The sequence below is a fragment of the Pseudomonas sp. OTU750018 genome (assembly GCF_011636575.1).
Classification (GTDB): domain Bacteria; phylum Pseudomonadota; class Gammaproteobacteria; order Pseudomonadales; family Pseudomonadaceae; genus Aquipseudomonas; species Aquipseudomonas peli.
The window spans coordinates 1,016,968-1,040,054 of record NZ_JAAPAU010000001.1 but is presented as its reverse complement, the minus strand read 5'-3'; the positions used below and the strand labels follow the sequence as shown (position 1 = coordinate 1,040,054).

Annotated in this window: 23 protein-coding genes and 1 riboswitch; of the genes, 9 read left to right on the top strand and 14 right to left on the bottom strand. The window is 62.7% G+C overall.

What is annotated here, in order from left to right; translation table 11 throughout:
* Positions 1–16: 16 nt before the first annotated feature.
* From HCI85_RS05035 to HCI85_RS05020, 4 genes are all read right to left on the bottom strand, one after another.
* On the bottom strand, positions 17–673 hold the full coding sequence (locus HCI85_RS05035) for a hypothetical protein (RefSeq protein WP_167142600.1): 657 nt from the start codon (positions 671–673) through the stop codon (positions 17–19).
* The gene (gene hemL / locus HCI85_RS05030; protein ID WP_167142597.1) at positions 673–1,962 is read right to left on the bottom strand and encodes a glutamate-1-semialdehyde 2,1-aminomutase; all 1,290 of its coding nucleotides are present in this window, start codon (positions 1,960–1,962) and stop codon (positions 673–675) included. The genes HCI85_RS05035 and hemL overlap by 1 nt, the downstream gene beginning before the upstream one ends.
* 129 nt (positions 1,963–2,091) lie before the next feature.
* Positions 2,092–2,718 (bottom strand): thiamine phosphate synthase, encoded by a 627-nt coding sequence (gene thiE, locus HCI85_RS05025; protein ID WP_167142594.1) that lies wholly within the window; start codon positions 2,716–2,718, stop codon positions 2,092–2,094.
* 28 nt (positions 2,719–2,746) lie between these two features.
* Entirely contained in the window at positions 2,747–3,541 is a 795-nt protein-coding gene (locus tag HCI85_RS05020; protein WP_090251242.1) for a hydroxymethylpyrimidine/phosphomethylpyrimidine kinase, read from the bottom strand.
* Between the two features lie 247 nt (positions 3,542–3,788).
* Between HCI85_RS05020 and HCI85_RS05015 the strand changes: the two genes are divergently transcribed.
* From HCI85_RS05015 to HCI85_RS04995, 5 genes are all read left to right on the top strand, one after another.
* Positions 3,789–6,170, top strand: coding sequence for a hybrid sensor histidine kinase/response regulator (locus HCI85_RS05015; RefSeq protein ID WP_167142591.1), 2,382 nt, complete (start codon positions 3,789–3,791; stop codon positions 6,168–6,170).
* Between the two features lie 347 nt (positions 6,171–6,517).
* Positions 6,518–7,171: a TetR/AcrR family transcriptional regulator gene (locus tag HCI85_RS05010; RefSeq protein ID WP_167142588.1), complete on the top strand. Its 654-nt coding sequence runs from the start codon at positions 6,518–6,520 to the stop codon at positions 7,169–7,171.
* Entirely contained in the window at positions 7,168–8,820 is a 1,653-nt protein-coding gene (locus HCI85_RS05005) for an acyl-CoA dehydrogenase family protein (protein WP_167142585.1), read from the top strand. Before HCI85_RS05010 ends, HCI85_RS05005 begins: the two co-directional genes overlap by 4 nt.
* A 9-nt stretch (positions 8,821–8,829) precedes the next feature.
* Complete coding sequence (locus HCI85_RS05000; protein ID WP_160085487.1) at positions 8,830–9,285, top strand: PaaI family thioesterase; 456 nt, start codon at positions 8,830–8,832, stop codon at positions 9,283–9,285.
* A 32-nt stretch (positions 9,286–9,317) separates the two neighbouring features.
* Positions 9,318–9,525: riboswitch (cobalamin riboswitch) on the top strand.
* Positions 9,526–9,580: 55 nt separating this feature from the next.
* On the top strand, positions 9,581–10,261 hold the full coding sequence (locus HCI85_RS04995; RefSeq protein WP_167142581.1) for an energy-coupling factor ABC transporter permease: 681 nt from the start codon (positions 9,581–9,583) through the stop codon (positions 10,259–10,261).
* Positions 10,262–10,265: 4 nt separating this feature from the next.
* Here HCI85_RS04995 and HCI85_RS04990 read toward each other — a convergent pair whose 3' ends face one another.
* Positions 10,266–11,009 carry a hypothetical protein gene (locus HCI85_RS04990; RefSeq protein WP_167142578.1) on the bottom strand — a complete coding sequence of 248 codons (744 nt, stop codon included), beginning with the start codon at positions 11,007–11,009 and terminating at the stop codon, positions 10,266–10,268.
* A gap of 108 nt (positions 11,010–11,117) precedes the next feature.
* On the opposite strand from HCI85_RS04990, the gene HCI85_RS04985 reads away from it, so the two are divergent.
* On the top strand, positions 11,118–11,444 hold the full coding sequence (locus tag HCI85_RS04985) for a DUF3703 domain-containing protein (RefSeq protein ID WP_160085484.1): 327 nt from the start codon (positions 11,118–11,120) through the stop codon (positions 11,442–11,444).
* A gap of 83 nt (positions 11,445–11,527) precedes the next feature.
* Entirely contained in the window at positions 11,528–13,000 is a 1,473-nt protein-coding gene (gene amn / locus HCI85_RS04980; protein WP_090249201.1) for an AMP nucleosidase, read from the top strand.
* A gap of 4 nt (positions 13,001–13,004) precedes the next feature.
* On the opposite strand, the gene HCI85_RS04975 is transcribed toward amn, so the two are convergent.
* Entirely contained in the window at positions 13,005–13,445 is a 441-nt protein-coding gene (locus HCI85_RS04975) for a GNAT family N-acetyltransferase (protein ID WP_167142576.1), read from the bottom strand.
* A gap of 57 nt (positions 13,446–13,502) precedes the next feature.
* On the bottom strand, positions 13,503–14,537 hold the full coding sequence (gene ahr, locus HCI85_RS04970) for an NADPH-dependent aldehyde reductase Ahr (protein WP_167142574.1): 1,035 nt from the start codon (positions 14,535–14,537) through the stop codon (positions 13,503–13,505).
* Between the two features lie 204 nt (positions 14,538–14,741).
* Here ahr and HCI85_RS04965 point away from each other — a divergent pair, with 204 nt between their 5' ends.
* Positions 14,742–15,311, top strand: coding sequence for a pseudouridine synthase (locus HCI85_RS04965; RefSeq protein ID WP_167144278.1), 570 nt, complete (start codon positions 14,742–14,744; stop codon positions 15,309–15,311).
* Here HCI85_RS04965 and HCI85_RS04960 read toward each other — a convergent pair whose 3' ends face one another.
* The 5 genes from HCI85_RS04960 to HCI85_RS04940 all read right to left on the bottom strand — a co-directional run bounded on the left by HCI85_RS04960 (position 15,312) and on the right by HCI85_RS04940 (position 18,430).
* Positions 15,312–15,704: a globin gene (locus HCI85_RS04960; protein WP_167142572.1), complete on the bottom strand. Its 393-nt coding sequence runs from the start codon at positions 15,702–15,704 to the stop codon at positions 15,312–15,314. It lies immediately after the preceding gene.
* An 85-nt stretch (positions 15,705–15,789) separates the two neighbouring features.
* The gene (locus HCI85_RS04955) at positions 15,790–16,008 is read right to left on the bottom strand and encodes a DUF2788 domain-containing protein (RefSeq protein WP_090249191.1); all 219 of its coding nucleotides are present in this window, start codon (positions 16,006–16,008) and stop codon (positions 15,790–15,792) included.
* 143 nt (positions 16,009–16,151) lie between these two features.
* Positions 16,152–16,631, bottom strand: a complete 480-nt coding sequence (locus tag HCI85_RS04950; protein WP_090249188.1) for an Lrp/AsnC family transcriptional regulator — start codon at positions 16,629–16,631, stop codon at positions 16,152–16,154.
* A gap of 385 nt (positions 16,632–17,016) precedes the next feature.
* Positions 17,017–17,883, bottom strand: a complete 867-nt coding sequence (locus tag HCI85_RS04945; protein WP_167144276.1) for a cation diffusion facilitator family transporter — start codon at positions 17,881–17,883, stop codon at positions 17,017–17,019.
* 127 nt (positions 17,884–18,010) lie between these two features.
* On the bottom strand, positions 18,011–18,430 hold the full coding sequence (locus tag HCI85_RS04940) for a polyribonucleotide nucleotidyltransferase (protein ID WP_167142570.1): 420 nt from the start codon (positions 18,428–18,430) through the stop codon (positions 18,011–18,013).
* A gap of 166 nt (positions 18,431–18,596) precedes the next feature.
* Between HCI85_RS04940 and hrpB the strand changes: the two genes are divergently transcribed.
* Entirely contained in the window at positions 18,597–21,131 is a 2,535-nt protein-coding gene (hrpB, locus tag HCI85_RS04935) for an ATP-dependent helicase HrpB (protein ID WP_167142568.1), read from the top strand.
* A 3-nt stretch (positions 21,132–21,134) separates the two neighbouring features.
* Here the strand turns inward: hrpB and HCI85_RS04930 are convergent, their stop codons facing one another.
* Positions 21,135–21,881, bottom strand: coding sequence for a substrate-binding periplasmic protein (locus HCI85_RS04930; RefSeq protein WP_090249180.1), 747 nt, complete (start codon positions 21,879–21,881; stop codon positions 21,135–21,137).
* Between the two features lie 109 nt (positions 21,882–21,990).
* Positions 21,991–23,082, bottom strand: a complete 1,092-nt coding sequence (locus HCI85_RS04925) for an endonuclease/exonuclease/phosphatase family protein (RefSeq protein ID WP_167142566.1) — start codon at positions 23,080–23,082, stop codon at positions 21,991–21,993.
* Positions 23,083–23,087 lie beyond the last annotated feature (5 nt).

The window sequence follows — 23,087 nt, the reverse complement described above, 5'->3', positions numbered from 1 at the left end:
ATAAGCAGCGGCGTTCTTACAAAGTCTTTACCGGGTTTTCTTCCGTGCGGCCATTTTTTGCGCTGCCAGGCAGGCTCAACAGTAGCCAGGCCAGCAGTGGGTAGGCCGGTGTCAGCAGGGCGTGGAACAAGTCGACTCGGCGTAAAGAACCGATTAAGCCCTCGGTGCCGACGGCCAAGCCGGCCAGCAGAAACAGCCCGACCACCGTAATCGCCGAAGCCAGGGGTGCGCGTCTGGGCCACTGCACAGCACCGGCGTAGAGAATCAGCAGCAAGGTTGCCAGGTTGAGCAGCAGGCGATAATCCTCCAGCTGGTTCATCTGCCGGAACAGCTCGAAGAAGGCGCACAGCCCGAGCAGGATGCGTCCCCAGTTGGCGCGACTCCATTCCCAGCCTCGGCCCAAAGCCAGTGCGGCTGCGCCAAGCAGCGGCAGGCCGAGAAAACTGCTGGCTTGGCTTAACCACAGGTGCGCGGCCTGAGCGTCGGGGTCGATGCCGAAGCGAACCACGCCAACGGCCGCCGCAGCGGCCGGCAGGAGAAACCCTAGCAGGGCGCAAAACAGCGCGGGCTGATCGGCCTCGCCATAGTGCCTGCGGGCTTTGCCGATGGCGATTGCGCAGGCCAGGCAGGCCAAAGCCAGTACGCCATCGGAGAGTGCCGTGCTGTACTGCATCAGGCGTTCTTCAGCTCGGCAAAGGCCCGTTCAGCGGCGTCTAGGGTGATCTTCAACTCGGCATCGCTGTGGGCGATGGAGGTGAAGCCGGCCTCGAAAGCACTCGGCGCCAGGTACACGCCGCCAGCAAGCATCAAATGGAAGAAGCGCTTGAAGCGCTCGGCATCGCTGGCCATTACATCGTCAAAGGTGACGATATTGTCGGCGCCGCTGAAATACAGACCGAACATGCCGCCCGCTTGGGTGGTGACAAACGGGATGCCGGCCGCATCGGCGCGGTCCTGCAGCCCCTGTAGCATGCGGCTGGTGTAGTCAGTCAGCTCGGCGTGGAAGCCCGGGCGTTTGATCAGGCGCAAAGTAGTCAGACCGGCGGCCATGGCCAGCGGGTTACCCGACAGAGTACCGGCCTGGTACACCGGGCCGAGCGGGGCGATGCAGTGCATGATCTCGCGCTTGCCGCCGAAACAGCCGACCGGCATACCGCCGCCGATGATCTTGCCGAAGGTGGTCAGGTCCGGGGTGACGCCGTAATACGCCTGGGCACCACCGAGGGCGACGCGGAAACCGGTCATCACTTCGTCGAAGATCAGCACCACGCCATGCTTGTCGCACTGTTCGCGCAGACCCAGCAGGTAGCCCGGTGCAGGCGGCACGCAGTTCATGTTGCCGGCTACCGGCTCGACGATGATGCAGGCGACGCTCGAACCGACTTCGCTGAGCATCTGCTCGACCGCTGCCAGGTCGTTGAAGGGCAGGGTCAGGGTGTGTTTGGCGAAGTCCGCCGGCACGCCGGCCGAACTCGGCACGCCCTGGGTTAGCAGGCCGGAGCCGGCTTTCACCAGCAGGCTGTCGGAGTGGCCGTGGTAGCAGCCTTCGAATTTGATGATGTTGTCGCGGCCGGTGTAACCACGGGCCAGGCGAATGGCGCTCATGGTCGCCTCGGTGCCGGAGCTGACCATGCGCACCATTTCCATCGACGGCACCAGGCTGCACACCAGGTCCGCCATCTCGGTTTCCATGGCAGTTGGTGCGCCGTAGGACAGGCCGTGTTGCAACTGGTTGCGCACTGCGTCGAGGACTTCCGGGTGGCTGTGGCCGAGGATCATCGGGCCCCAGGAGCCGACGTAATCCACGTAGCGCTTGTCGTCTTCATCGGTGACGTAGGCGCCTTCAGCATGCTTGAAGAACAGCGGCGTGCCACCGACGCTTTTGAAGGCGCGCACCGGCGAGTTGACGCCACCGGGGATGTGCTTTTGCGCGTTGGCGAAGAGGGTTTCGGAACGGGACATGGCAGGGCCTCTCAAGCGGGGAGTTGGGGCGAGCCGGGCTGCCCCTGACAAGGATTAATTATGGCCTGCCATCCCTGGCGGCCACCCTTCGGGTCGTCGCTGTGCGACGTTAATAATGGCTCCAGGCCTTTATTTCTGGGTAAACAGGGCGCTAAAAGCGCGGGCGCGATGCTCGACTTCGGCAGCCGAGTCAGCCCCGAACAGGCCGTGCACCACGGCCACCATGCTGGCACCGTGGGCAATCAGCTCAGGGGCGTTGTCCAGGGTCACGCCGCCGATGGCGACAATCGGCAGGTTGATCTTGGCTTTCGCCGCCGTCAGCAGCTCGGCATCAGCCGCCGGTACGCCAGGCTTGGTGTTGGAATTGAAGAAGCGGCCGAAGGCGACGTAGCTGGCGCCTTCTTTGGCGGCGGCTTCGGCCAGTTCCAGCTGGGCGTGGCAGGTGCCGCCGATAATTGCTTTGCGCCCGAGCAGGGCGCGGGCGACGGACAGCGAGCCATCGCCTTGCCCCAGGTGTAAGCCCACGCCGAGGCGCGCCGCCAGTTCGGCGTCGTCATTGATGATCAGTGCAGCGCCATAGCGGTTGCACAGCTCGCGCAGGGCTTCTGCTTCGCGTAGGCGCCGCGCTTCGTCGCTGGATTTGTCGCGGTACTGCAGCAGCGTCGCGCCACCCTTGAGTGCCGCCTCGACGTAGGGCAGCAGCTTGCCCTTGAGTAATTCGCTATCGGTGATGGCATACAGGCCACGCAGTTTCATGGGGTGCGCTCCATACAGCAGCCGTTCATCAAGAAAGATCGAGTGGCAGGCGACGCGGAATAAACTGGCCGTGGCCAGGCTGTTCGGCATCGCGCAGGGTGCGCCAGGTGTAGTCGAGGGCAAATTGCACGGCGCTGACCAACTCCTGACCCAGTGCCAGGCGCCCGGCCAGGGTACTGGCCAGGGTGCAGCCGGAGCCATGGTAGCTGCCGGGTAGGCGCTGGCAGGTGAAGGTGTGGCGGCTGCCATCACGGCTGTACAGGCGGTTGTGCACTTCATGCTCATCGCCATGACCGCCGGTGATCAGCAGGTGCTGGATGAAGGGCAGCAGCTTCTCGGCGCACTCATCGGCCGTACCCTCGGGCAGCTCGGCGAGGATGCGCGCTTCCGGTAGGTTCGGCGTGGCTATGGTGGCAACGGGCAGCAGGCGCTCGCGCATGGCATAACCGACTTCGTCCTTGCCCAGTGCGCCACCACCACCGGCACGCAGCACCGGGTCGCAGACCAGCGGAATGCCGGGTAAGCGCTGCATGATGTGCAGCACGGTCTCGACCATCTCGACCGAGCCGAGCATGCCGAGCTTAACGGCTTCGACCGGCAGGTCATTGATCACCGCATTGGCCTGGGCCAAGACCCAGTCGCGGTCGAGCACGCGGAAGTCGGAAACATTGACGGTGTCCTGCACGGTCAGCGCGGTCACGGTAGGAGCGGCGTGACAGCCTTGGGCGAGCAGGGCTTCGATATCGGCTTGCAGGCCAGCACCACCACTGGGGTCGTGACCGGACAGGCACAGCACTACGGGGCGAGAAGTAGGCGTTTTCATGGTGCGCGAGCTTACCACCAAACGGCGGCTTGCAGACCCTGTTGCGGCAGGAAAGCCCGTCCTGCGGACGATCTGTCGCAGGCTCGGAAAGAGTTGTGACGCGGGCCAATGAACGGTCAAAAAACTCCAGGTCATTCAGGTTTTTCCTGGGGTTCTGGCGTAAAGGCCTATGTTAGAGTGCCAGCATCCAATTACATCGCTTCCAACGGCGCGCCGTGGCGCTGTTGGCCTACTCTGGCTGAGCTGCATGCACTACATCCTTCTCTGCTTCTTCATGCTGGTGCCAGGGTTGGCCGGGGCATTGGTTTTTGACGAAAACACCCGCAGCCTGCCGCTCGGCACGGCCATGTCGGTATTCGAGGATGTACGCGGCGATGCCAGCATCGAGGACATCACCTCTCCAGCCCTGCAGGCCAGCTTCCGTCAGCATGACAAGGGCGTACTGAATGCTGGCTATTCGCGTTCGGTGTTCTGGCTGCGCTTGGACTTGGAATACCGCCCGCAGCAGGCGAATGGCGACCAGCCCTGGTTGCTGGAGCTGGCCTATCCGCCGCTTGATCATGTGCAGCTGTACCTGCCCGATGCACAGGGACGCTATCAACTGAGCCAGCACACCGGCGATGCCTTGCCGTTCTCCAGTCGCGAGATCAAGCAGCACAACTATGTGTTTGAACTGAGGTTGCCACCGGGGCAACAGCAAAGTGTTTACCTGCGCCTGGAAAGCCAGGGCTCGATCCAGGCGCCACTGACCCTCTGGGCGCCCAACGCCTACCTGGAAGAGCAACCGGCGCGCATCTATGTGCTGGGCATCATCTACGGCGTGCTGCTGGTGATGCTGATCTACAACCTGTTTATCTTCCTCAGCGTGCGCGACACCAGCTACCTGTATTACATCCTCTATATCGCCTCGTTCGGCTTTTATCAGCTGTCGGTTAACGGCGCGGCCATCGAGTATTTCTGGCCCAACAGCCCGTGGTGGGCGAACGCTGCTACGCCGTTTCTGATTGGTGCGGCTGCGTTGTTTGGGTGTCAGTTCGCCCGCAGCTTCCTGCATACCGCCGAGCACAGCCCTTGGGTCGACCGCGCCTTGTTGCTGATGATGGGGTCTGGTGTGCTGGTGATGACCCTGGCACTGACGGCCAGTTATGCCCTGTCATTGCGTTTGGCCACCTACCTGGCGCTGGGCTTTACCGTGGTGATCTTCAGTGCTGGCATCCTCGCCTGGATGCGCGGCATGCGTGTGGCGCGCTATTTCATCATCGCCTGGACGGCCTTTCTCGCCGGTGGGATGGTCAACACGCTGATGGTGCTGGGCTACCTGCCGAATATGTTCCTCACCATGTACGCCAGTCAGATTGGCTCGGCGCTGGAAGTCGGCCTGCTCTCGCTGGCCCTGGCCGACCGCATCAACGCGATGAAGGAAGAACGCACGCGCATCCTCCAAGAGGCCGGGCTCAAGCTGGAAGCCTTCAACCAGGAGCTGGCCAACAGCAACCGCCTCAAGGATGAATTCCTCGCCACCGTCACCCACGAACTGCGCACACCGATGAATGGGGTGATCGGTTCGCTGGAACTGATGCAGATGCTCGAGATCGACGGTGAGTTGGCGCATTACCAGCGCACCGCCGCCAGTTCGGCCCGCGACATGATGCGCATGGTCAATGACATCCTCGCTCTCACCGAGCTGCAGGCCGGACGCCTTTACCCACGGCGTGAGCCGTTCAGCCTGCGCGGGCTGTTCGACGGTTTGCGTGCGCAGTACGCGCCACGTGCCGAAGACAAGGGTTTGCGCTTTGTGCTTGAGCTGGATGACAGCCTGCCCGACACCCTTGAGGGTGACGCCAGCAAACTGGTGCAAAGCCTTAACTGCCTGCTGGATAACGCCATCAAATTCACCTTGCATGGCGAGGTGCATGTAAGGGTCAGCCGTGGCGGTTCGGCCAGCGATATTCTGCCGCTGCGCATCGAGGTGATTGATACCGGTGTGGGCTTTGCCGTACCGGCGGACGGCAAGCTGTATCAGCGTTTTCAGCAGCTGGATGGTTCGATGACCCGCGAGTACGGCGGCCTGGGCATTGGTCTGGCGATCTGCCGGCAGCTGGTCGATCTGCTCGGCGGTGATCTCAGTCATGAATCACAGCCCGGTCAGGGCAGCTGTTTCCGCCTGGAGCTGCCGTTGGCCTTGCCGGTGCAAATGACCTCCCCAGCCGCCGTCGTGCTGCGCGCCACCGGCCCGGCGCTGCGCGCGCCTGAGCAGTGCACGGTATTAATCGTCGAAGACAACGCGATCAATCAGTTGGTAACACGCGGCATGCTGCTCAAGCTGGGGTATCAGGTGCGCACCGCCGACAATGGCGCTGAAGCCCTTGAGCTCTTGCGTAGCGAGACCATCGACGCCGTGCTGCTGGACTGCCAGATGCCGGTGATGGACGGTTTTGCCACCTGTCGGGCGCTGCGTAACCTGCCGGGCTGTCAGTTGCTGCCGGTGTTGGCGATCACCGCCCACAGCCACAGCGGCGACCGCGAGCGCTGTCTTGCTGCTGGCATGAGCGACTACCTGGCCAAACCGGTGAAGTTCGAGCAGCTGCGCAATCTATTGCACGACTGGGTGCTCTGCCGCGAGTCCTGATCTTACGATCTGCTGCGCGTCGGCCCACTGCGTTAAAAGCAGGCTCGGTAAGCCACTTGTGGCTAACGCGCTTTAGCGCGGCCCGTAGGGCGAGTGAAACGAGTAATGCTCATTTACAGCTCGTAAACTCGTATGTGAGCCCAGTCCGCTTCCTCGCCGCTTTGACCAGCCGAAGGCTGTTACTAACGTAGCGCCTTGTATGGCTCTAGCTCGCGAGATCGTAAATACATTATTGAGTTGTATGCGCCAGCGGCTGGCCAATATGCCCGCTGTTGTGCCCGGAATCGCCCTTTAGCCAAACTCTGAATCCTGATTCACTTGAGCAATAGTGAATCAGGATTCAGACCATGGCTTATCGCACCACTGCACTGCGTATCGACCGTGACCAGGCGCTGCGTGAGCGCATCATCAGCGCCGCCTTGGCGCGGGTGGCCGAAGGCGGCTTCGCCGCGCTGACCATGCAGGCCCTGGCCGAGGATGTCGGTATCGCCACTGGCAGTCTTTACCGTCACTTCAGCAGTAAGGGCAGCCTGGCGGCCGAGGTGTTTGCCGTGGCCAGCCAGCGTGAAGTCGATGCGTTGGCCGCCACCATGCGCGGAACCGGTCGTCCGGAGCAACGCCTGGGCGCGGGGTTGGAGCGCTTTGCGGCGAGGGCTTGGGAAAGCCGCCGTTTGGCCTTCGCCCTGATTGCTGAGCCGGTTGATCCGGAAGTTGACGAGCAGCGCCTGTTCTACCGCGAAGCTTATGCCGAGCTATTCATCGAATTGCTGCAGGAAGGCGCCGCACAAGGCGTGTTCCGCGTGCAGCAAATCAACCTGGTTGCTGCTTGCCTGGTCGGCGCCATTGCCGAAGCCCTGGTCGGCCCGTTATCGCCGCCCGCGCGCGCCGCCCGCGAAGCCGGTTATCCCGCCCCCAGCCTGGCTGAAGTCAGTCAGGCTCTGGTCACCTTTTGTTTACGCGCCGTGGGCGCCCCATTGCCTGCAGAGGAGCCTCAGCCATGAATGCCAGCCAACACGCCGAAACCCATGAAGTGTTCAATCAGGTGCCGCCGCTGGATGGCGCCAACCTGTACCGCGTCGATCTGCCGCTGCAAGAGTGGACCAAGCGTTTTGGCGGCGGCTGGGCCGAGCAGCGCCTGGATGTGTATGGCGGCTTGGCGGGTGGTGAGCTGATGGCCGCAGGCTTTCTCGCCAATGAAAACAAGCCGGTGTTCAAAAGCCACGACCGCTATGGCCATCGCGCCGATCTGGTGGAGTTTCACCCGGCTTATCACCAGCTGATGAGTGCGGCCATCGAGCATGGTCTGCCGTCCATGCCCTGGACCGATCCGCGCGCCGGCGCTCAGGTCGCGCGCGCCGCCATGAGCTACCTGCACAGCCAGGCCGAAGCCGGCAGTGGTTGCCCACTGACCATGACCTTCGCCAGCGTGCCGGCGCTCAAGCTGCAGGCCGATGTGGCCGAGAAGTGGCTGCCGAAAATCCTCTCCACCCAGTACGACCCGCGCAATCTGCCGATCGAGCAGAAAACCGGCGCGACCATCGGCATGGCCATGACCGAGAAGCAGGGCGGTACCGATGTGCGCGCCAACACCACCCGTGCCTACCCGGTAGGTTTGGGTGGTCCCGGTCAAGCTTATGAGCTGGTCGGCCACAAGTGGTTCTGCTCGGCGCCGATGTGCGATGCCTTCCTGACCCTGGCATACACCACCAAGGGCCTGACCTGCTTTCTGCTGCCGCGCCACCGCCCGGACGGCACGCGCAACGAGTTCTATATCCAGCGCCTGAAAAACAAGCTGGGCAACTGGTCGAACGCTTCCAGTGAAGTGGAGTTTCGCGGCGCCCTGGCCTGGATGGTCGGCGAGGAGGGCCGTGGCGTGCCGACCATTATCGAGATGGTCGCGCTGACCCGCTTCGACTGCATGATCGGCTCCAGCGCCCTGATGCGTCAGGCCCTGACCCAGGCCGCACACCACTGCGCTCATCGCCAGGTGGGCGGTCGTGTACTGAGCGAACAGCCGCTGATGCAGAACGTACTGGCCGACCTGGCCCTGGAAAGCGAGGCGGCCCTGGCGCTGACCATGCGCATGGGTAAGGCGCTGGATAATCCGCATGACGAGCAGGAAGACAAGTTCGCCCGCCTGGTCACCGCCGTGGGCAAGTACTGGATCTGCAAACGTGCGCCCGCCATGATCAACGAGGCCGCCGAATGCATGGGCGGCGCCGGGTATGTCGAGGACACCATCTTGCCGCGCCTGTACCGAGAAGCACCGGTCAACTCGACCTGGGAAGGCTCGGGCAACGTGCAGTGCCTGGACGTGCTGCGTGCACTGTCCAAGGAGCCCGGTGTGCTCGATGCACTGTTCGATGAACTCGGTGACGGTCATGCTGATGCCCGCCTCAAGGCGCATATCGCCAAGCTGCAGGCGGACTTTCGCGACACCGCTGATATCCAGTACCGCGCCCGTCAGTTGACCGAAGACGTGGCCCTGGCGCTACAGGCCAAGCTGCTGCTGGAAGCCGGCAATTCGGTGGTAAGCGATGCCTTTATAGCCAGCCGTTTGGGCGGGCAGGGCGGCCGGGTCTACGGCACTCTGCCGCGTGGGGTGAATGTCGAGGCGCTGGTGGTGCGCAGTACGCCGCACCTGATCTGAGGCCTGAGCATGCACAGCAGTCTCTTTGAGCGATTAAAGGCCTGGCTGGCCGGTGATATCGGTGCGGACTACGGTATCGCTCAGCTGCAGGCCGCAGCCGGGGTGGCGAGCTTCAGCAGTCAGCCGCCGGCTGTGCACTTCAATCCGCTTGGCGGTGTGCATGGCGGCTACACCGCCACGCTGTTCGATGCGGCGTTGGGGTTGGCGGTGTATTCGCAAGCCTGTGCCGAGGAGGTCTACGTGACCGCCAGCCTGCAGGTGAATTACCTGCGCCCGATTGGTCTTGCGGCTTTGCCGCTGCGAACCGAAGCCCGCGTGCAGCAGCGCGAAGGGCGACATGTCGCGGTACAGGCCACGCTGCACGATGCTCAGGGGCTGCTGTGCGCCAACGCCAGTGGTGTCTTCACTTGCTTGCTCCATACGGCGTCAGGCGCTACTCAGTCCGTTGGTTTACCTGCGCGGTAAACGCCAGGCTCTGTCATTTCCCGCGGCCGCCGGGTAAGGTGGCCGCCGATGGTTCCAGCCCGTGTGATGCGACTGGATGAAAAGGGAACATGGAAAGCACCACAACCGGTGCCGAAGCCATGGCTGCCCCCGCAACTGTAAACGGCGAGCGACGCCCAGATGCCACTGACCGCAAGGTTGGGAAGGCGGGTGGAGTATCAAGCCGTGAGCCAGGAGACCTGCCATCGAAGTCGGGCGCTTATGCCCATCCCCTCAATCCGGATCATCGCGCGGTGGGCGCGGTACAGGAATCGCTATGCACATCGAACCAGAAGTCGTTACTGGCGCCAAACTCTTCCTCAGTTATGCAACCGCCGCAGGTGCCTTTGGCCTTACGGCCAAACTTGCCCTCGACAGCGTACGCAGCAACGGTGGCGCTGCCGCCTTAGCGCTGCGTAGCCTGCTAACCACCGCCTTGGTGTTCTGCTTCTTCGAGGTCTTTCCGCACCATGCGGTCGGGGTTTCCGAGGTGCACCTGATCCTCGGCTCGACACTGCTGCTGCTGTTTGGCGCGGGTGCCACGGCTGTTGGTCTGGCGCTCGGCTTATTACTGCAGGGGCTGCTGTTTGCTCAGTTTGACCTGCCGCAGTACGGCATGAACGTCACCACGCTGCTGGTGCCGCTGTGGGCGATCAGTGTGCTGGCCAAGCGCATTATCGCGCCGGGCACCGCCTATGTAGACCTCTCCTACAAACAGGCGTTGGCGCTGTCGACCGCCTATCAGGGTGGCATCGTCGCCTGGGTCGGCTTCTGGGCGTTCTATGGCAACGGTTTCTCCGGTGAGAACCTGGCGGCCGTGGGTAGTTTTGGTCTGGCCTATATGAGCGTGATCCTGATCGAGCCACTGGTTGATCTGGGTGTGCTGGCCGCTGCCAAGGCACTGTCCGCTTATAGCCGTGGGCCGCTGTTCAACACGCGTCTGCATCAGTCGGCCTGATTGACTACTGGCGGCGCTGCCAGATCAGCTTGCCGGTGTTGCTCTCAGTGACCAGGTACTGGTCACTGAAGCGATAGTAGGCGGCAGGCTGATAGTCACTGCGACCCTGCATCTGCACTTCCAACAAGCCGTTGTTGCTCTGCCAGCGGCCGCTGTATTGCAGCTCGCCAGGGCTGTCGTAGTTCCAATCAGCGCCACCTGCCACACTGCGCGTCCACTGCGAAACGCTGCCGTCATCACTCAGTTGCAGAATCATCTGGGTGGTCATTGAAGCGAAATTGGCACCGCCGCTGTTGATGATCTTCTCGTGTACCCAGGTGCCGATCAGCGCCGGATCGCGTGTGGCGCTGCTACTTGGACTACTGCTTGGCGCTGCCGCTGCAGCGTTAAGGTTCTGCCGGTGGAACAGCGCCTTGCGCTCCAGAGTGGCCCCGGTCGTCGGGTTGCGTGCGGCAATATGGGCGTTGAGCATGCCATTGGCGTAAGTGGCGTTCATATTGGCGATCAACTGGCCAGATTGCGCATCACTGATCTGAGCCCGGAGCAGTTGCCCGTCAAAGGTGCCGCTGATCTGCAGGTGCAGCCTGCCACCTTCCACATATTCCCCCGTGACCTGCTGGCCCTGGCTGCGCAGGTGCATTTCGGCTGGCTGGCCGTCCAGCGTCGTCAAGTAATGGCCGTCTAGGTTATCGGCCAGCAGAAAACTGGGTAACAGACAAAGCACAAGGGTGAGCAGCGCGTGCGGCATGAGTGTTCCTTAGACAATTGGCTGACAGAAGATTAGCAACGGATGCTTGACCTGGGTGCCGCCCCACACTTGCAGACTGGTAACGCAGCTGAATAGAGGAGCGTTGCCATGACCCGTGAACAAGCCTTCTGGCAGGAATACCAACTGGCCCGCGCTCAGCGCGGCACTGATCCCACTGCCGAGCTGCGCCATCTGGAGCGGGCGCATATTCTCGGTCAGCGTTATTTTAGCGAACACTTGCGCAGCCATTTATGGATGCTCGCTTGGGCCTGGCGCCAGCGTGATTGGGCCGAGGGCCTGGCGCAACTGCTGCGCATACCCGGTAGCCTGGGGTCGTTGCTGGGGCTGTTTCCCTTGGGAAATCCGGGCACACGGCGCGTCGGCCCACTGACCCCGCAGGCTGTGCCCGAGGATCTGCAGGCGCTACTCAAATAGCCTGCGCGGGCAACGTCGCGCTATCGCAAGCGCGGCGGATCAGGGCAAGATAGAGCCATTCCGATCAGCCAGGAAGGTGCCTTGTGAACCCTTGTTCCGATGACTTTATTGTCGCCAACACCGCTGAAGAAGCAGTGGATCGTCTGGCCGCCTTGCACCTGCAGGCGACCACGGGCTTGAGTCAGGCGCTCAAGCGCTACCTGAAAGAGCGCGTCAAACCGGATGCCGCTCAGCAGTGCCAGTTCCGCTACCCTGAGTTGCGTCTGGTCTACCTGTGTCAGGGCGAAGTGCCGACCACCGTGCGTGCCTACGCCAAGGTGCAGGTGCCGGGTACCTACAGCATCACCGTCACCCACCCGGCAGCGTTTCGTAAATACCTGCTGGAGCAGCTGCGCCCGCTGATGAACGACTTCACCGTGCGCGTGGAAGTGGGCATCAGCCAGCAGAACATTCCTTATCCGTACGTGGTCGAGCAGGGCGATGAGCTGGCTGGCTCCGGGGTCACCGCCGCCGAGCTGGCGCGGGTATTCCCCAGTACCGATCTGTCCGCCGCTACCGACGGCACCGCCGATGGCCTGTACGACTGGGAAAATACCGACCCGCTGCCGCTGGCGCTGTTCGATGCCGCAAGGGTGGACTTCTCCCTGCGCCGCTTGGTGCATTACACCGGCAGCGACTGGCGGCATGTGCAGCCATGGATTTTGCTGACCAACTACCACCGCTACGTCGACCAATTTATTCGCCACGGTCTGGACATGCTGGTGGGTGAGTCGCGTTTCAACCGCATGGTGCTGCCGGGCAACGTGGTGATCGAGCGCGGCATGGCCGAAGGCGAGATGCAGGCGATTATCGAGAACGTCATCTGGCACCGTTACCAGATGCCCGCCTACCACCTGCAGGCCGAGGACGGTCACGGTATTACCCTGGTCAACATCGGTGTCGGCCCATCCAACGCCAAGAACATCACCGATCACCTTGCTGTGCTGCGTCCGCACTGCTGGCTGATGATCGGCCACTGCGGCGGCCTGCGTCAGTCGCAGACCATCGGCGACTACGTGCTGGCCCACGCCTATATGCGCCGCGACGGCATTCTCGACCGCGTGCTGCCGCCAAACATTCCGTTGCCGGCCCTGGCCGAGGTGCAGCAGGCGTTGCAGGAAGCGGCCAAGCTGGTGACCGGTGAAGAGGGCGATGAGCTGAAGAAGCGCCTGCGTACCGGCACTGTGTTGACCTACGACGATCGCAACTGGGAATTGCGCTGGGCCCAGGAGCGGCCGTTGATCAATCTCTCCCGCGCCGTGGCCGTGGATATGGAAAGCGGCACCATCGCCGCGCAAGGTTATCGCCTGCGCGTGCCCTATGGCACGCTGCTGTGCGTGTCCGACAAACCGCTGCACAGCGAGATCAAACTGCCGGGTGCGGCCGGTGCCTTCTATGAGCGCGCGGTCACCCAGCACCTGCATATCGGTATCACCGCGCTGGAACTGATGCGCAGCCAGCTCAACTCGCTGCACTCGCGCAAGCTGCGCAGCTTTGATGAGCCGCCGTTCCGCTAACGCATCAAGCGAAGCGCAGGTGCAGAATCGGGAAAGGCCGCCCGCCGCCATCCAGCGGTGATCGGCCTTCGACTGCAAAGCCCTGGCTTAGGTAGAAACCCAGCGCCTTGGGGTTCTGTTCATTGACGTCAACTCGGCTAGCGCCGAGGCGTACCACTGCGTCGTTAAGCAGTGCTCGACCAATGCCCATGCCGTGGTACTGCGGGTCAACGAACAGCATCTCGACCTTGCCTTCGGCATAGCCGAGAAAACCGGCGATCGTGCCATCGTCGCCACGTATGCAACTGAGCTGAACCAGGGGGAAGTACTGCTCGATCAGTAAGGGTTTGAGCAGCTGAATATCGTGCTCTTCGAGGAAGTCATGGGTAGCGCGTACGGCTGCTTCCCACACTTCAAGCAAGCGCGGGAAGTCGGTGGCGCGGGGTGTTTCGATCGGGTGCGGCATGTGTGGCTCAGCGGCGGTGAAAAAGGGGCAAATCATGCAGCTGATTTGCCCCTGCTGTCACTTGCTGGCGTCCAGCACCACGCGGTAGCGCGCTTTGCCGGCGCGCAGGTGGTCAATGGCGTCGTTGACCTTGCTCATGGGGAAGTGCTCGACCTGCGGCAGGATTTGATGGCGCGCGCAGAACTCGAGCATTTTCGCCATGTTGGCCGGTGAGCCAACCGGTGAGCCAGACAGGCTCTTCTGCTTGGGAATCAGGTTGAACACATGCACCGGGATCGCGCTTGGTACGATGCCGACAAAATGCAACCGGCCTTTACCACGCAGGGTGCCGATCATAGCGCTCCAGTCCAGGTCGGCACTGGCAGTGACCAGCAGGAAATCCAGGCTGCCGGCAATCGCTTTCAGCGCTGCGCTGTCGGTCGAGGCCACCACCTTATGTGCGCCTAGGCGTTTGGCTTCTTCTTGTTTGCTCAGTGAAGACGTGAAAGCGGTGACTTCGCAGCCCCAAGCATTGAGGAAACCCAGCGCCAGGTGACCGAGGCCGCCGATACCCACCACGCCAACCTTATCGGTGGGTTTCACATCGAAGTCCAGCAGTGGGCTGAACACCGTGGAGCCGGCGCAGAACAGTGGGCCGACCAGCGCCGGGTCAAGGCCGTCGGGCAGTGCTACGGCCCAGGCCCAATGGCTGCGCAGGCGATCAGCGAAACCGCCGTTGCTGCCGACAATGGTCGGTTTTACCGTGCCGCACAGTTGATGCGAGCCTTCCATGCAGGAGCTGCAATGCATGCAGCTGCCCTTGTACCAGCCGATACCGACGCGCTGGCCGAGCTTGAGGCCGCGGGCCTGTGGGCCGAGGCGCACCACGGTGCCGACTACTTCATGGCCAGGGATAAAGGGGTAGCGCGCATTGCCCCATTCGTTGTCGATCATCGACTGGTCGGAGTGGCAAATGCCGCAGTATTCCACCGCCACCTCCACTTCTTCAGCGCCCAGTGGGCCGGGGTCATAACTGTGCAGTTCGAGGGGCGCGCCGGGTGCTTTGGCAGCCCAGCCGGTAAAGGTATCGACGACGGATTCGGACGAACTCATAACAATGGCCTCGGGACGGGAAACACAACCCATCCAGCATAGCCCGCTACGCCGCTGCAGGCTGCGCGGATCACTCAGCCTGATAGTCCAACCGTGGCCTCGGTTACACTAGCCGCCTCGTCACCTGTTACTGGATCACCTATGTCGCGCCCACCTCGCCCAGCGTCTTCTCGCCTGCACGGTGGCAAACCTGCCGTGCGCCGCGTGGCCAAGGCACCGCCCGCCGAGCCGCGTTTGCTGGTGCTGAACAAACCCTTCGACGTGCTGACCCAGTTCAACGACGAACAGGGCCGTGCCACTCTCAAGGATTTTGTCGATGTACCCGGCGTCTATCCGGCTGGTCGGCTGGACCGCGATAGTGAAGGCCTGCTGTTGTTGACCAACGACGGCGGCCTGCAAGCACGCATCGCCGATCCCAAGCACAAGCTGGCGAAAACCTATTGGGTGCAAGTAGAGGGCGAACCGAACGACATGCAATTGCAGCAGCTGCGTGACGGCGTGCAGTTGAATGACGGCCCAACCCTGCCGGCCGAAGCACGGTTACTGGATGAGCCGCAGCTGTGGGAGCGCAACCCGCCGGTGCGCTTTCGCAAAAGCATCCCGACGGCCTGGCTTGAGCTGGTGATTCGCGAGGGGCGCAACCGTCAGGTACGCCGTATGACCGCCGCTGTTGGGCTGCCAACGCTGCGCCTGGTGCGCGTGCGTATCGGCCCGTTCGGCCTGGATGATTTGCAGCCGGGGCAGTGGCGCGAAGTGCCGGCCCGGCTGGATTGATCAGTAACCGGCTTTGATAACGGCGATGCCTTTATCCAACACCTCATTCCAGGCGTTGCGGGTTTCGTTGCAGTACTGCTGATCATGCTCGCCGATGGTTTGTAGCAGCGCGTGCTGCCACAGCACATACAGCTCTGGGCGAATGTCCATGGCGGCGCGGGAGTGGCTGCAGCCCAGGGCGCGCAGCTTGGTGTCAGGCATGCCGCGGGCATGCATCACCAGATTGAGAATGCCCTGACGCAGCAGGAGCTTTTGTCCGTTCATCTCGGTATTGGCGAACTTCTCGCGCACCTCGGGTGAGCTGGCGAGGAAATGCCGGTAAAAGCTGTCGAAAAAATCAGGGCTGGCGCAGCAGCGGCCATAGCTCTGCATCACCCGGTCTGTAGGGGACATGAATGCTCCTGGAGGAAGGCGGAAAGGCGCATTCTAGAGCAGTTTGCTGCGGCTTGGTGTGCAGTGGTCGGTGCGGGGCAGCTTTCTAGCCGTGGATGCCGCGACTTGCTTCGATGATGTAGGTGATGACTGGTTTGGCCAGGAAGGCAAACAGGCACAGGCCCAGGCCGAGGAACAGGATGGCGGTGCCCAGGCGGCCGGCTTTGGAGGTTTTCGCCAGGTCCCAGATGATGAAGAACATAAACACCATCAGCCCGCCGACTAGGGCGTACATCATCAGGGATTCGAACTGTTCGGTTTCCATTCGGGCCTCGTGAACCTGCAGGTGCTCGGCTGGGTGCCGACCAGCGCTATGCGAGGCGCATGAAAGGAAGGCCGTCGCACAGAGGCCGCGATTATACGCACCATCGGCGGCTCTGCCAGCCGACCACGGCCAAAGTGCGGCGATCAGCCGCGCAGGTGCTGTAACGGCAGCTGAGTGCTGGAGAGAATCTGTTGCAGCACAAAACTGGAACGTACGCTGGAAACACCCTCGATACGGGTCAGGGTACCCAGCAGCAGTTTCTGGTAATGATCCATGTCTGGTACCACCACCTTGAGTTGGTAGTCCGCGTCCATCCCTGTCACCAGGCAGCATTCCAGCACTTGCGGGCATTTGCGGATTTCTTCCTGAAAATGCTCAAAGCGTTCCGGGGTGTGCTTGTCCATGCCAATCAGCACGTAGGCGGTCAGCGTCAGGCCGAGCTGTTTACGGTCGAGCAGGGCGACCTGGCCGAGGATATAACCATCGTCTTCGAGCTGTTTAACCCGCCGCGAGCAAGGGGAGGGCGACAGGCCGATGCGTTCGGCCAGGTCCTGGTTGGACAGGGTGGCGTCGCGCTGCAATTCAGCGAGGATATTCAGGTCGTAACGATCAAGTCTGTTCATCTTTATCCTGCTTTCGTTATTCGGTTGTTCAGGATGATGCGCTTGTGGTGATTAATTGCGCAAGTGGTGGGTATTTCAGCAATGTTCGCAATCTTTCACTGCGTCGGCAGGCGTAAGCTTTACCTCAACTTCAAGGCCCGGACGACATGTCCAGCCGCCTCGCCCAATCAGGTGAGCGGTCGCCGCCGATCCAACCGGATCGTCACGGCACCCGGGTCCGCACTGCCCAACCAGGTATGCGAAGAAAAGGCGTTACCATCGCCACAATGACGGACACGCGAAAAAGGGGAAGGCCTGCAGGCCTTCCCCTTTTTTGTGCCCGTCGTCTTCGGCTGCGCGCCGCTAAACCTGGTGCCAGGCGACTCCTGTTACCTGCTCGCTACCTTTAAGAGGCCGCTGCTGGCGTTGCCACATTGCTTGGATCGGCGTGTACCAGTACCTCGGCGCGGGGGAACTCGCTGCGGATCGCCGCTTCAACCTGATCGCACAGGCCGTGGGCATGCTGCAGGCTCAACTCGCCCGGCAGCTCCACATGCAGCTGCACAAACCAGTGGGTGCCGGAGAGCCGCGTGCGCAAGTCATGCACGCCCAGCACGCCGGGCACGGCGCAGGCCAGGCTGTGCATCTGTGCGCTGATCTGCGGATCGAGCTCCTGATCCATCAGCACGGTGGCGGCTTCGCGGACGATGCTGATGGCGCTCCAGAAGATATACAGCGCAATGCCGATACCGAAGATGGCGTCCAGTTGCGGCCAGCCGTAACTAGCCAGCAGCAATGCCAGAAGGATGCTGCTGTTGAGTAACAGGTCCGAGCGGTAGTGCAGCGAATCGGCGCGAATCGCGGTGGAGCCGGTCAGTTTCACCACATGGTTCTGAAACATCAGCAGGGCGATGGTCACCGCCAGCGACAGTAGCATCACCGCGATGCCCAGGGCCGGTGCACCAATCGGTTCGGGATTGAGCAGGCGGTCGATGGCGTGACTGCCGACTAAGATTGCGCTGGCGCCGATAAACAGTGCCTGGCCCAGGCCAGCCAGGGCTTCGGCCTTACCGTGACCGTAGCGGTGATCCTCATCGGCCGGGCGCAGGGCGTAGTGCACGGCGATCAGGTTGAGCAGCGAGGCGGCTCCATCAAGCAGCGAGTCGGTCAGCCCCGCCAGCAGGCTGACCGAGCCGCTGAGCCACCAGGCAATGGCTTTGGCCAGTGCCAGCGTAAGTGCCGCCGCCAGTGCGGCGAAGGTCGCCAGGCGCATCAGGCGGGCGTGTTGCGGCTGTATGTTCACGGGTTATCCAGAGTGGGGACGTTCTGCCAAGGCTAGCGCTAAATAACAAAAGCCCGTCGTAAAACGGGCTTTCAGTATGAGCTTGCTGTTACCGGGCTTAGGCTGCTGGGCGCAGGCCATAGGCTGCCAGTTGCTCCGCACTGCCGCTGTGCTGAATCAGACGCGGGTCATCAAGCGGCAGGCTGTGGCCCGTTTGCACTTCGATCAGTGCCTTGAGCTTGATCGGATCGACCTTGCCGTCAGCATCCACCACATTCTGCAGGTCTTGCGGGCCAACTTGCGAGGTCAGGCCGCCCGGTAGGTAGATCGCGCCGGTGGCGAAGTCGATACCAAAGGCGATCAGTCCTGGGATCACATAGAACAGGATGCCGATAGCGTTAAGCCCAGCCACCATGGGGTCGATGCGGCCTTCGATTTGGCCGCGGCGATCCGGGAAGAACAGGGTGCCGCAGGCGGTCAGTTGGGTGAGCAACGCGGCGACGATAAGGCCACCGATAACGCGGGTTTGGGTGCGCATTGAACATCTCCATGGAAAAAGTGGCGCAACTATACCAATGCCTGTATTGCAATGCCGCTGCGTCAGGCGCTGCCAGCGCTATTTCGCGCAGCCATACCTAACACTCAGACAGCGCCAATGCTCTACAGGTTCGCCGTTATAATCCCGCGCCTTGAATGGAGCCCGCATGAATTCCCTGCCAATCGATGTGCTGCTGCCTGAGCTGTGTCAGGCCCTTGCTCTGCGTGACGAAGCGGTGCTGGAAGCGCCGCCCGGTGCCGGCAAGACCACCCGCGTGCCACTGGCGCTGCTGGAGCAGCCTTGGCTGGCCGGGCAGACCATCATCATGCTTGAGCCTCGGCGGCTGGCGGCGCGCGCGGCGGCCGAGCGCTTGGCCAGTGAGCTGGGTGAGGCGGTGGGGGAAACCGTCGGTTATCGCATCCGCCTGGACAGCAAGGTCGGCCCGCGCACCCGTATCGAAGTGGTCACCGAAGGCATTCTGGCGCGGCGGCTGCAGGACGACCCGGCGCTGGAAGGCGTCGGCCTGGTGATCTTCGATGAATTTCATGAGCGCAGTCTGGATGCGGACCTGGCGCTGGCGCTGTGCCTGAATGGCCGGGCGATGTTTCGTGGTGCGGACTCCGGCGAACTGCCGCTGAAGGTGCTGCTGATGTCGGCAACCCTGGAAGGTGAGCGGTTGGCGGGCCTGCTCGGCGATGCGCCGGTGCTGCGCAGCGAAGGGCGGATGTTCCCTGTGGATATCCGCTGGGGCGCGCCCTGGCAGGCGGGCGAGTGGGTCGAGCCGAAAGTGCTGCAGTGTGTGTTGCAGGTGCTGGCCGATGAACCGGGCAGCCTGCTGGTGTTTCTGCCGGGGCAGGCGGAGATTCGCCGGGTCAACGAACAACTGGCAGAGTCCCTGGCCGGACGGCGCGATGTTCTGCTCTGCCCGCTGCATGGCGAACTGGATCTTAGCGCCCAGCGCACTGCCATCGAGCCTTCACCGCCGGGCCTGCGCAAGGTGGTGCTGGCGACCAACATCGCCGAAACCAGCCTGACCATCGATGGCGTGCGTGTGGTAATCGATGCCGGCCTGGCGCGGGTGCCGCGTTTTGACCCGAACAGCGGCATGACCCGCCTGGACACCCAGCGTATTTCCCGCGCCTCGGCCACTCAGCGCAGCGGGCGTGCTGGGCGCTTGCAACCGGGCGTCTGTTATCGGCTGTGGTCGCAGGCGCAGCATGAGCAATTGGCGGCCTACGGCACGGCGGAAATGCTCCAGGCCGACCTCGCCGGCCTGGCTTTGCAACTGGTGCGCTGGGGCGTGCAGCCGGCTGAACTGGTCTGGCTTGATCCGCCGCCGGCAGCGGCCTATGCCCAGGCTCTGGAGTTGCTGGCACGTCTGGGCGCCGTGGATACCCAGGGCAAACTGACCGCTCACGGTCAGGCTATGGCTGAGCTGCCGACTCATCCACGTATCGCCCATCTGCTGCTGCGCGGTCAGGAGTTGGGCCTTGGCCCATTGGCCTGCGATCTGGCTGCGTTGCTCGGCGAACGCGACATTCTGCGTGGCGCGGGCGCTGATCTGCACAGCCGATTGGCCTTGCTGGCGCGTGAGTCACGCGGCGCGCGCGGCAGTCAGGGCGGGGTGCAGCGCGCGCGGCAACTGGCCCGGCAGTTTCAGGGTTACCTCAAGCGCCGGCCCAGCCCGCAGGCAGTCAGCGATCCCGAGCATCCGCGCTGGCTGGGCGCGTTGCTGGCGTTTGCCTACCCGGATCGCATCGCTCAGCAGCGGCGTGACGGCGGAGCGGAATACCGTTTGGCCAACGGCCGGGCGACGCTGTTTACCGAAGTCGATGGGCTGATGAAACACAGCTGGCTGGTAGTCGCGGACCTGGGTGGCCGCCAGGGGCAGCGTGAAGAGCGTATCTACCTGGCCGCTGAGCTGGAGCCGCAGTTGTTCGAAGGCGTGCTGGCCGAGCAGGTCAGCAACCTGGACGTGCTGGATTGGGATGAACGCGAAGGCGCCCTGCGCGCCGAACGCCAGCGCAAGGTCGGTGAGCTGGTGCTGTCACGCGAGCCGCTGACCGGACTCGATGCACAGCAACGCAGTCGCGCCATGCTCGGCCTGGTGCGGCGCAAGGGCCTGGCGCTGCTGCCCTGGACGCCGGAGCTGCGCCAATGGCAGGCGCGGGTGGCGTTGCTGCGCACGTTGGATCTGGCCAGCAAGGACACCAGCGAATGGCCCGATGTCAGTGATGCTGCCTTGCTGGCGACGTTGGAGAGTTGGCTGCAGCCCTATCTGGATAACGTCACCCGGCTCAGTCACTTCGCCAATCTGGATTTGCCCAGCCTGTTGCTGAATCTACTGCCCTGGCCGCTGCCGCAACGTCTGGATGAGTTGGCGCCACGCAGCGTGCAGGTGCCGTCTGGTTCGCGCATCAGTCTGGATTACAGCGAGCAGCCGCCGGTGTTGGCGGTGCGTTTACAGGAGCTGTTCGGTCTGGCCGATACGCCACGCATTGCCGGTGGCCGCCAGGTGGTCAAGTTGCACCTGCTGTCGCCGGCGAGGCGGCCAGTGCAGGTGACTCAGGATCTGGCCAACTTCTGGCGCAGCACCTATGCCGAGGTGAAGAAAGACCTCAAGGGCAGGTACCCGAAACACTACTGGCCGGATGATCCGCTGATCGCCGAGCCCACCGCGCGGGCCAAACCGCGTAAGTAGGCCTCAGGGCAGGCGCAGGTCTTCGCCGGCCGCCTGAAGCTCGGCATAGGCACGATCCAGCGCATCGCGCAGGGCTTCGGCGCCGGGGGCTTTATTGGACACAATCAGCTTCAGCGGGATGCGCTGCAGCTCCACATACGGCAGCTCGGACATGCCCAGGCGTTTGCGCGCCTGCTCGACCGGGGTTTGGTAATCGAGAAGGAAGTCGCCGCGACGGCGCTGGAGCATTTCCAATGCGGCGGTGTGGGTGCCGGTGCGGTGTTGCTCTACGGCCAGTTGCGGGTCGTTGAGCATTTCGTTGACCGTCTGCCAGTAGGTGTAACCACTGATCATGATCACGCCGCGACCCTTGAGGTCGTCAGGCAGACGCGGCATCAGGGTGTCCCGGCGGAAATACAGGTTGAGCACGATCTCGCCCAACAGGGTTTGGGTTTCCAGGGTGTGCTCGCGCAATTCCAGTTTGCCCGGTGCGCCCGGCCAGACCTGTACGCTGCCGTCCTGAATGGCGTTGTACAGCCGTGCGCTGGGGTAGGAACGCAGTGTGGTGCGATAGCCCGCATGTTCCAGCAGGCGTTTGCTCAACTGCAATATGGCGCCTTTGGCGCGCCCTTGGCTGTCCGTGTAGGAATAAGGTGGAAACTCGTAATACCCCACGTGCACCAATGGTCGCGAATCATCGGCGGCAGAAGCGGCGAGGCTGGCGCTGCAGTGCAAGGCTACAGCCAGCGCGAGGCAGAGAAATCGTGGCATCAAATGGGTACGTACTGCGGCTATCTGCCGTCTTTTCGTTATAAAAATGTCACACAAGCCGAGCATGGCTAACTGCCAGCAGTTTTGTCCAGTGGCTTGCTGAAAAAGCTTAGTCCAGCGTCGGCAGCAGCAGGCGGGCGAGCACCGGCAGGTGGTCAGAAATGCCTAAGCTGTCGTGCTGACGCACCTGGCTGTCGAGTAGCGTCAGCTGTGGGCTGTGGAACAGGTAGTCGAGGGTACGATCCGGGCCGCTCACTGCCGGATCGTTGGGGTAATGGGTGTACCAGCGCGTCTGTTCGGCGCCGCTGGCCTGCTCCAGGCTCGGCACCATCGGGTAGCGCTCAGCCAGTTGCTGCAACTCACTGGTGGGGCTGTACCAGCTGCGCTGGTTCTCAGGCAGACGCTGGTACTGGCCGGGAGGCAGCAGGTTGAAGTCGCCGCCGATCACCCAGGGTTTGCCGTCGGCCTGGAGCTGGTCGAGCAGGCTGCGGGTCATGGCCACTTGGCGCTGCATGGTGTCATTGCCTTGGGCGAAGGCATCCAGATGGGTGTTGATGGCGACCAGTTCGCCACCGCCACGCACGGGTAGGTGACTGACCAGCAAGGCTCGCTTGAGGTTGAATTGGCGGCTGATCAGGTTGGCGGGCATCAGCGGCAGTTGCAGGCGTTCGGCGTGGGATATCTGGAAGCGGCTGAGGGTGCCCAGCTGCATGCCGACGCTGCCGAGAATCTGCGGGTGCGGCACAAAGGCTGCTTTCCAGTAATAAGCCTGGCTGCTGCACGGATACAGGTCACTTAAACGCTCGTGCAACAGTGCGAGCTGGTTCTGATAGTCCGTGGCTTTGGCCCCGTTGTGCAGTTCTTGCAGCAGGACGATATCGGGCTGCTCGTCACGCAGAATGCGGGCGACTTCATCCAGGGTAAACGCCAAGTCTTGCGCGCTGGGGCGCTGGTCGGGGCCGTTGCCACCGACCAGGTCGTACCAGAACACATAGCGCTTGCCGGCCAGGTATTGGATATTCCAGGTCATCACTTTCAGAGCCTGGCCGGGTTGCAGTTGCGGCGCGCTGGTCTGGCAGCTCACGGGGGCGGCTTCGCGGGCGTCTGGGTGCCAGGTCAGGCTGTAGATCAGTGCCGCCAGCACGCAGCACAGGCTAGCCAGGCTGAGCAGGAGAAGGCGCAGGAATCGGGGCAGGGGCATAAACA

What these genes read in the sequence shown, in the direction of transcription:
- HCI85_RS04995 (WP_167142581.1), top strand. Translation starts at nt 9,581, where the DNA reads ATGCACATCGAACCAGAAGTCGTTACTGGCGCCAAACTCTTCCTCAGT.
- HCI85_RS05010 (WP_167142588.1), top strand. Translation starts at nt 6,518, where the DNA reads ATGGCTTATCGCACCACTGCACTGCGTATCGACCGTGACCAGGCGCTG.
- HCI85_RS04960 (WP_167142572.1), bottom strand. Translation starts at nt 15,704, where the DNA reads ATGTCCCCTACAGACCGGGTGATGCAGAGCTATGGCCGCTGCTGCGCC.
- HCI85_RS04985 (WP_160085484.1), top strand. Translation starts at nt 11,118, where the DNA reads ATGACCCGTGAACAAGCCTTCTGGCAGGAATACCAACTGGCCCGCGCT.
- HCI85_RS04950 (WP_090249188.1), bottom strand. Translation starts at nt 16,631, where the DNA reads ATGAACAGACTTGATCGTTACGACCTGAATATCCTCGCTGAATTGCAG.
- HCI85_RS04975 (WP_167142576.1), bottom strand. Translation starts at nt 13,445, where the DNA reads ATGCCGCACCCGATCGAAACACCCCGCGCCACCGACTTCCCGCGCTTG.
- HCI85_RS05005 (WP_167142585.1), top strand. Translation starts at nt 7,168, where the DNA reads ATGAATGCCAGCCAACACGCCGAAACCCATGAAGTGTTCAATCAGGTG.
- HCI85_RS04990 (WP_167142578.1), bottom strand. Translation starts at nt 11,009, where the DNA reads ATGCCGCACGCGCTGCTCACCCTTGTGCTTTGTCTGTTACCCAGTTTT.
- hrpB (WP_167142568.1), top strand. Translation starts at nt 18,597, where the DNA reads ATGAATTCCCTGCCAATCGATGTGCTGCTGCCTGAGCTGTGTCAGGCC.
- hemL (WP_167142597.1), bottom strand. Translation starts at nt 1,962, where the DNA reads ATGTCCCGTTCCGAAACCCTCTTCGCCAACGCGCAAAAGCACATCCCC.
- HCI85_RS05015 (WP_167142591.1), top strand. Translation starts at nt 3,789, where the DNA reads ATGCACTACATCCTTCTCTGCTTCTTCATGCTGGTGCCAGGGTTGGCC.
- HCI85_RS04930 (WP_090249180.1), bottom strand. Translation starts at nt 21,881, where the DNA reads ATGCCACGATTTCTCTGCCTCGCGCTGGCTGTAGCCTTGCACTGCAGC.
- thiE (WP_167142594.1), bottom strand. Translation starts at nt 2,718, where the DNA reads ATGAAACTGCGTGGCCTGTATGCCATCACCGATAGCGAATTACTCAAG.
- HCI85_RS05035 (WP_167142600.1), bottom strand. Translation starts at nt 673, where the DNA reads ATGCAGTACAGCACGGCACTCTCCGATGGCGTACTGGCTTTGGCCTGC.
- HCI85_RS04955 (WP_090249191.1), bottom strand. Translation starts at nt 16,008, where the DNA reads ATGGAAACCGAACAGTTCGAATCCCTGATGATGTACGCCCTAGTCGGC.
- HCI85_RS04945 (WP_167144276.1), bottom strand. Translation starts at nt 17,883, where the DNA reads ATGCGCCTGGCGACCTTCGCCGCACTGGCGGCGGCACTTACGCTGGCA.
- ahr (WP_167142574.1), bottom strand. Translation starts at nt 14,537, where the DNA reads ATGAGTTCGTCCGAATCCGTCGTCGATACCTTTACCGGCTGGGCTGCC.
- HCI85_RS04940 (WP_167142570.1), bottom strand. Translation starts at nt 18,430, where the DNA reads ATGCGCACCCAAACCCGCGTTATCGGTGGCCTTATCGTCGCCGCGTTG.
- HCI85_RS05000 (WP_160085487.1), top strand. Translation starts at nt 8,830, where the DNA reads ATGCACAGCAGTCTCTTTGAGCGATTAAAGGCCTGGCTGGCCGGTGAT.
- HCI85_RS04925 (WP_167142566.1), bottom strand. Translation starts at nt 23,082, where the DNA reads ATGCCCCTGCCCCGATTCCTGCGCCTTCTCCTGCTCAGCCTGGCTAGC.
- HCI85_RS05020 (WP_090251242.1), bottom strand. Translation starts at nt 3,541, where the DNA reads ATGAAAACGCCTACTTCTCGCCCCGTAGTGCTGTGCCTGTCCGGTCAC.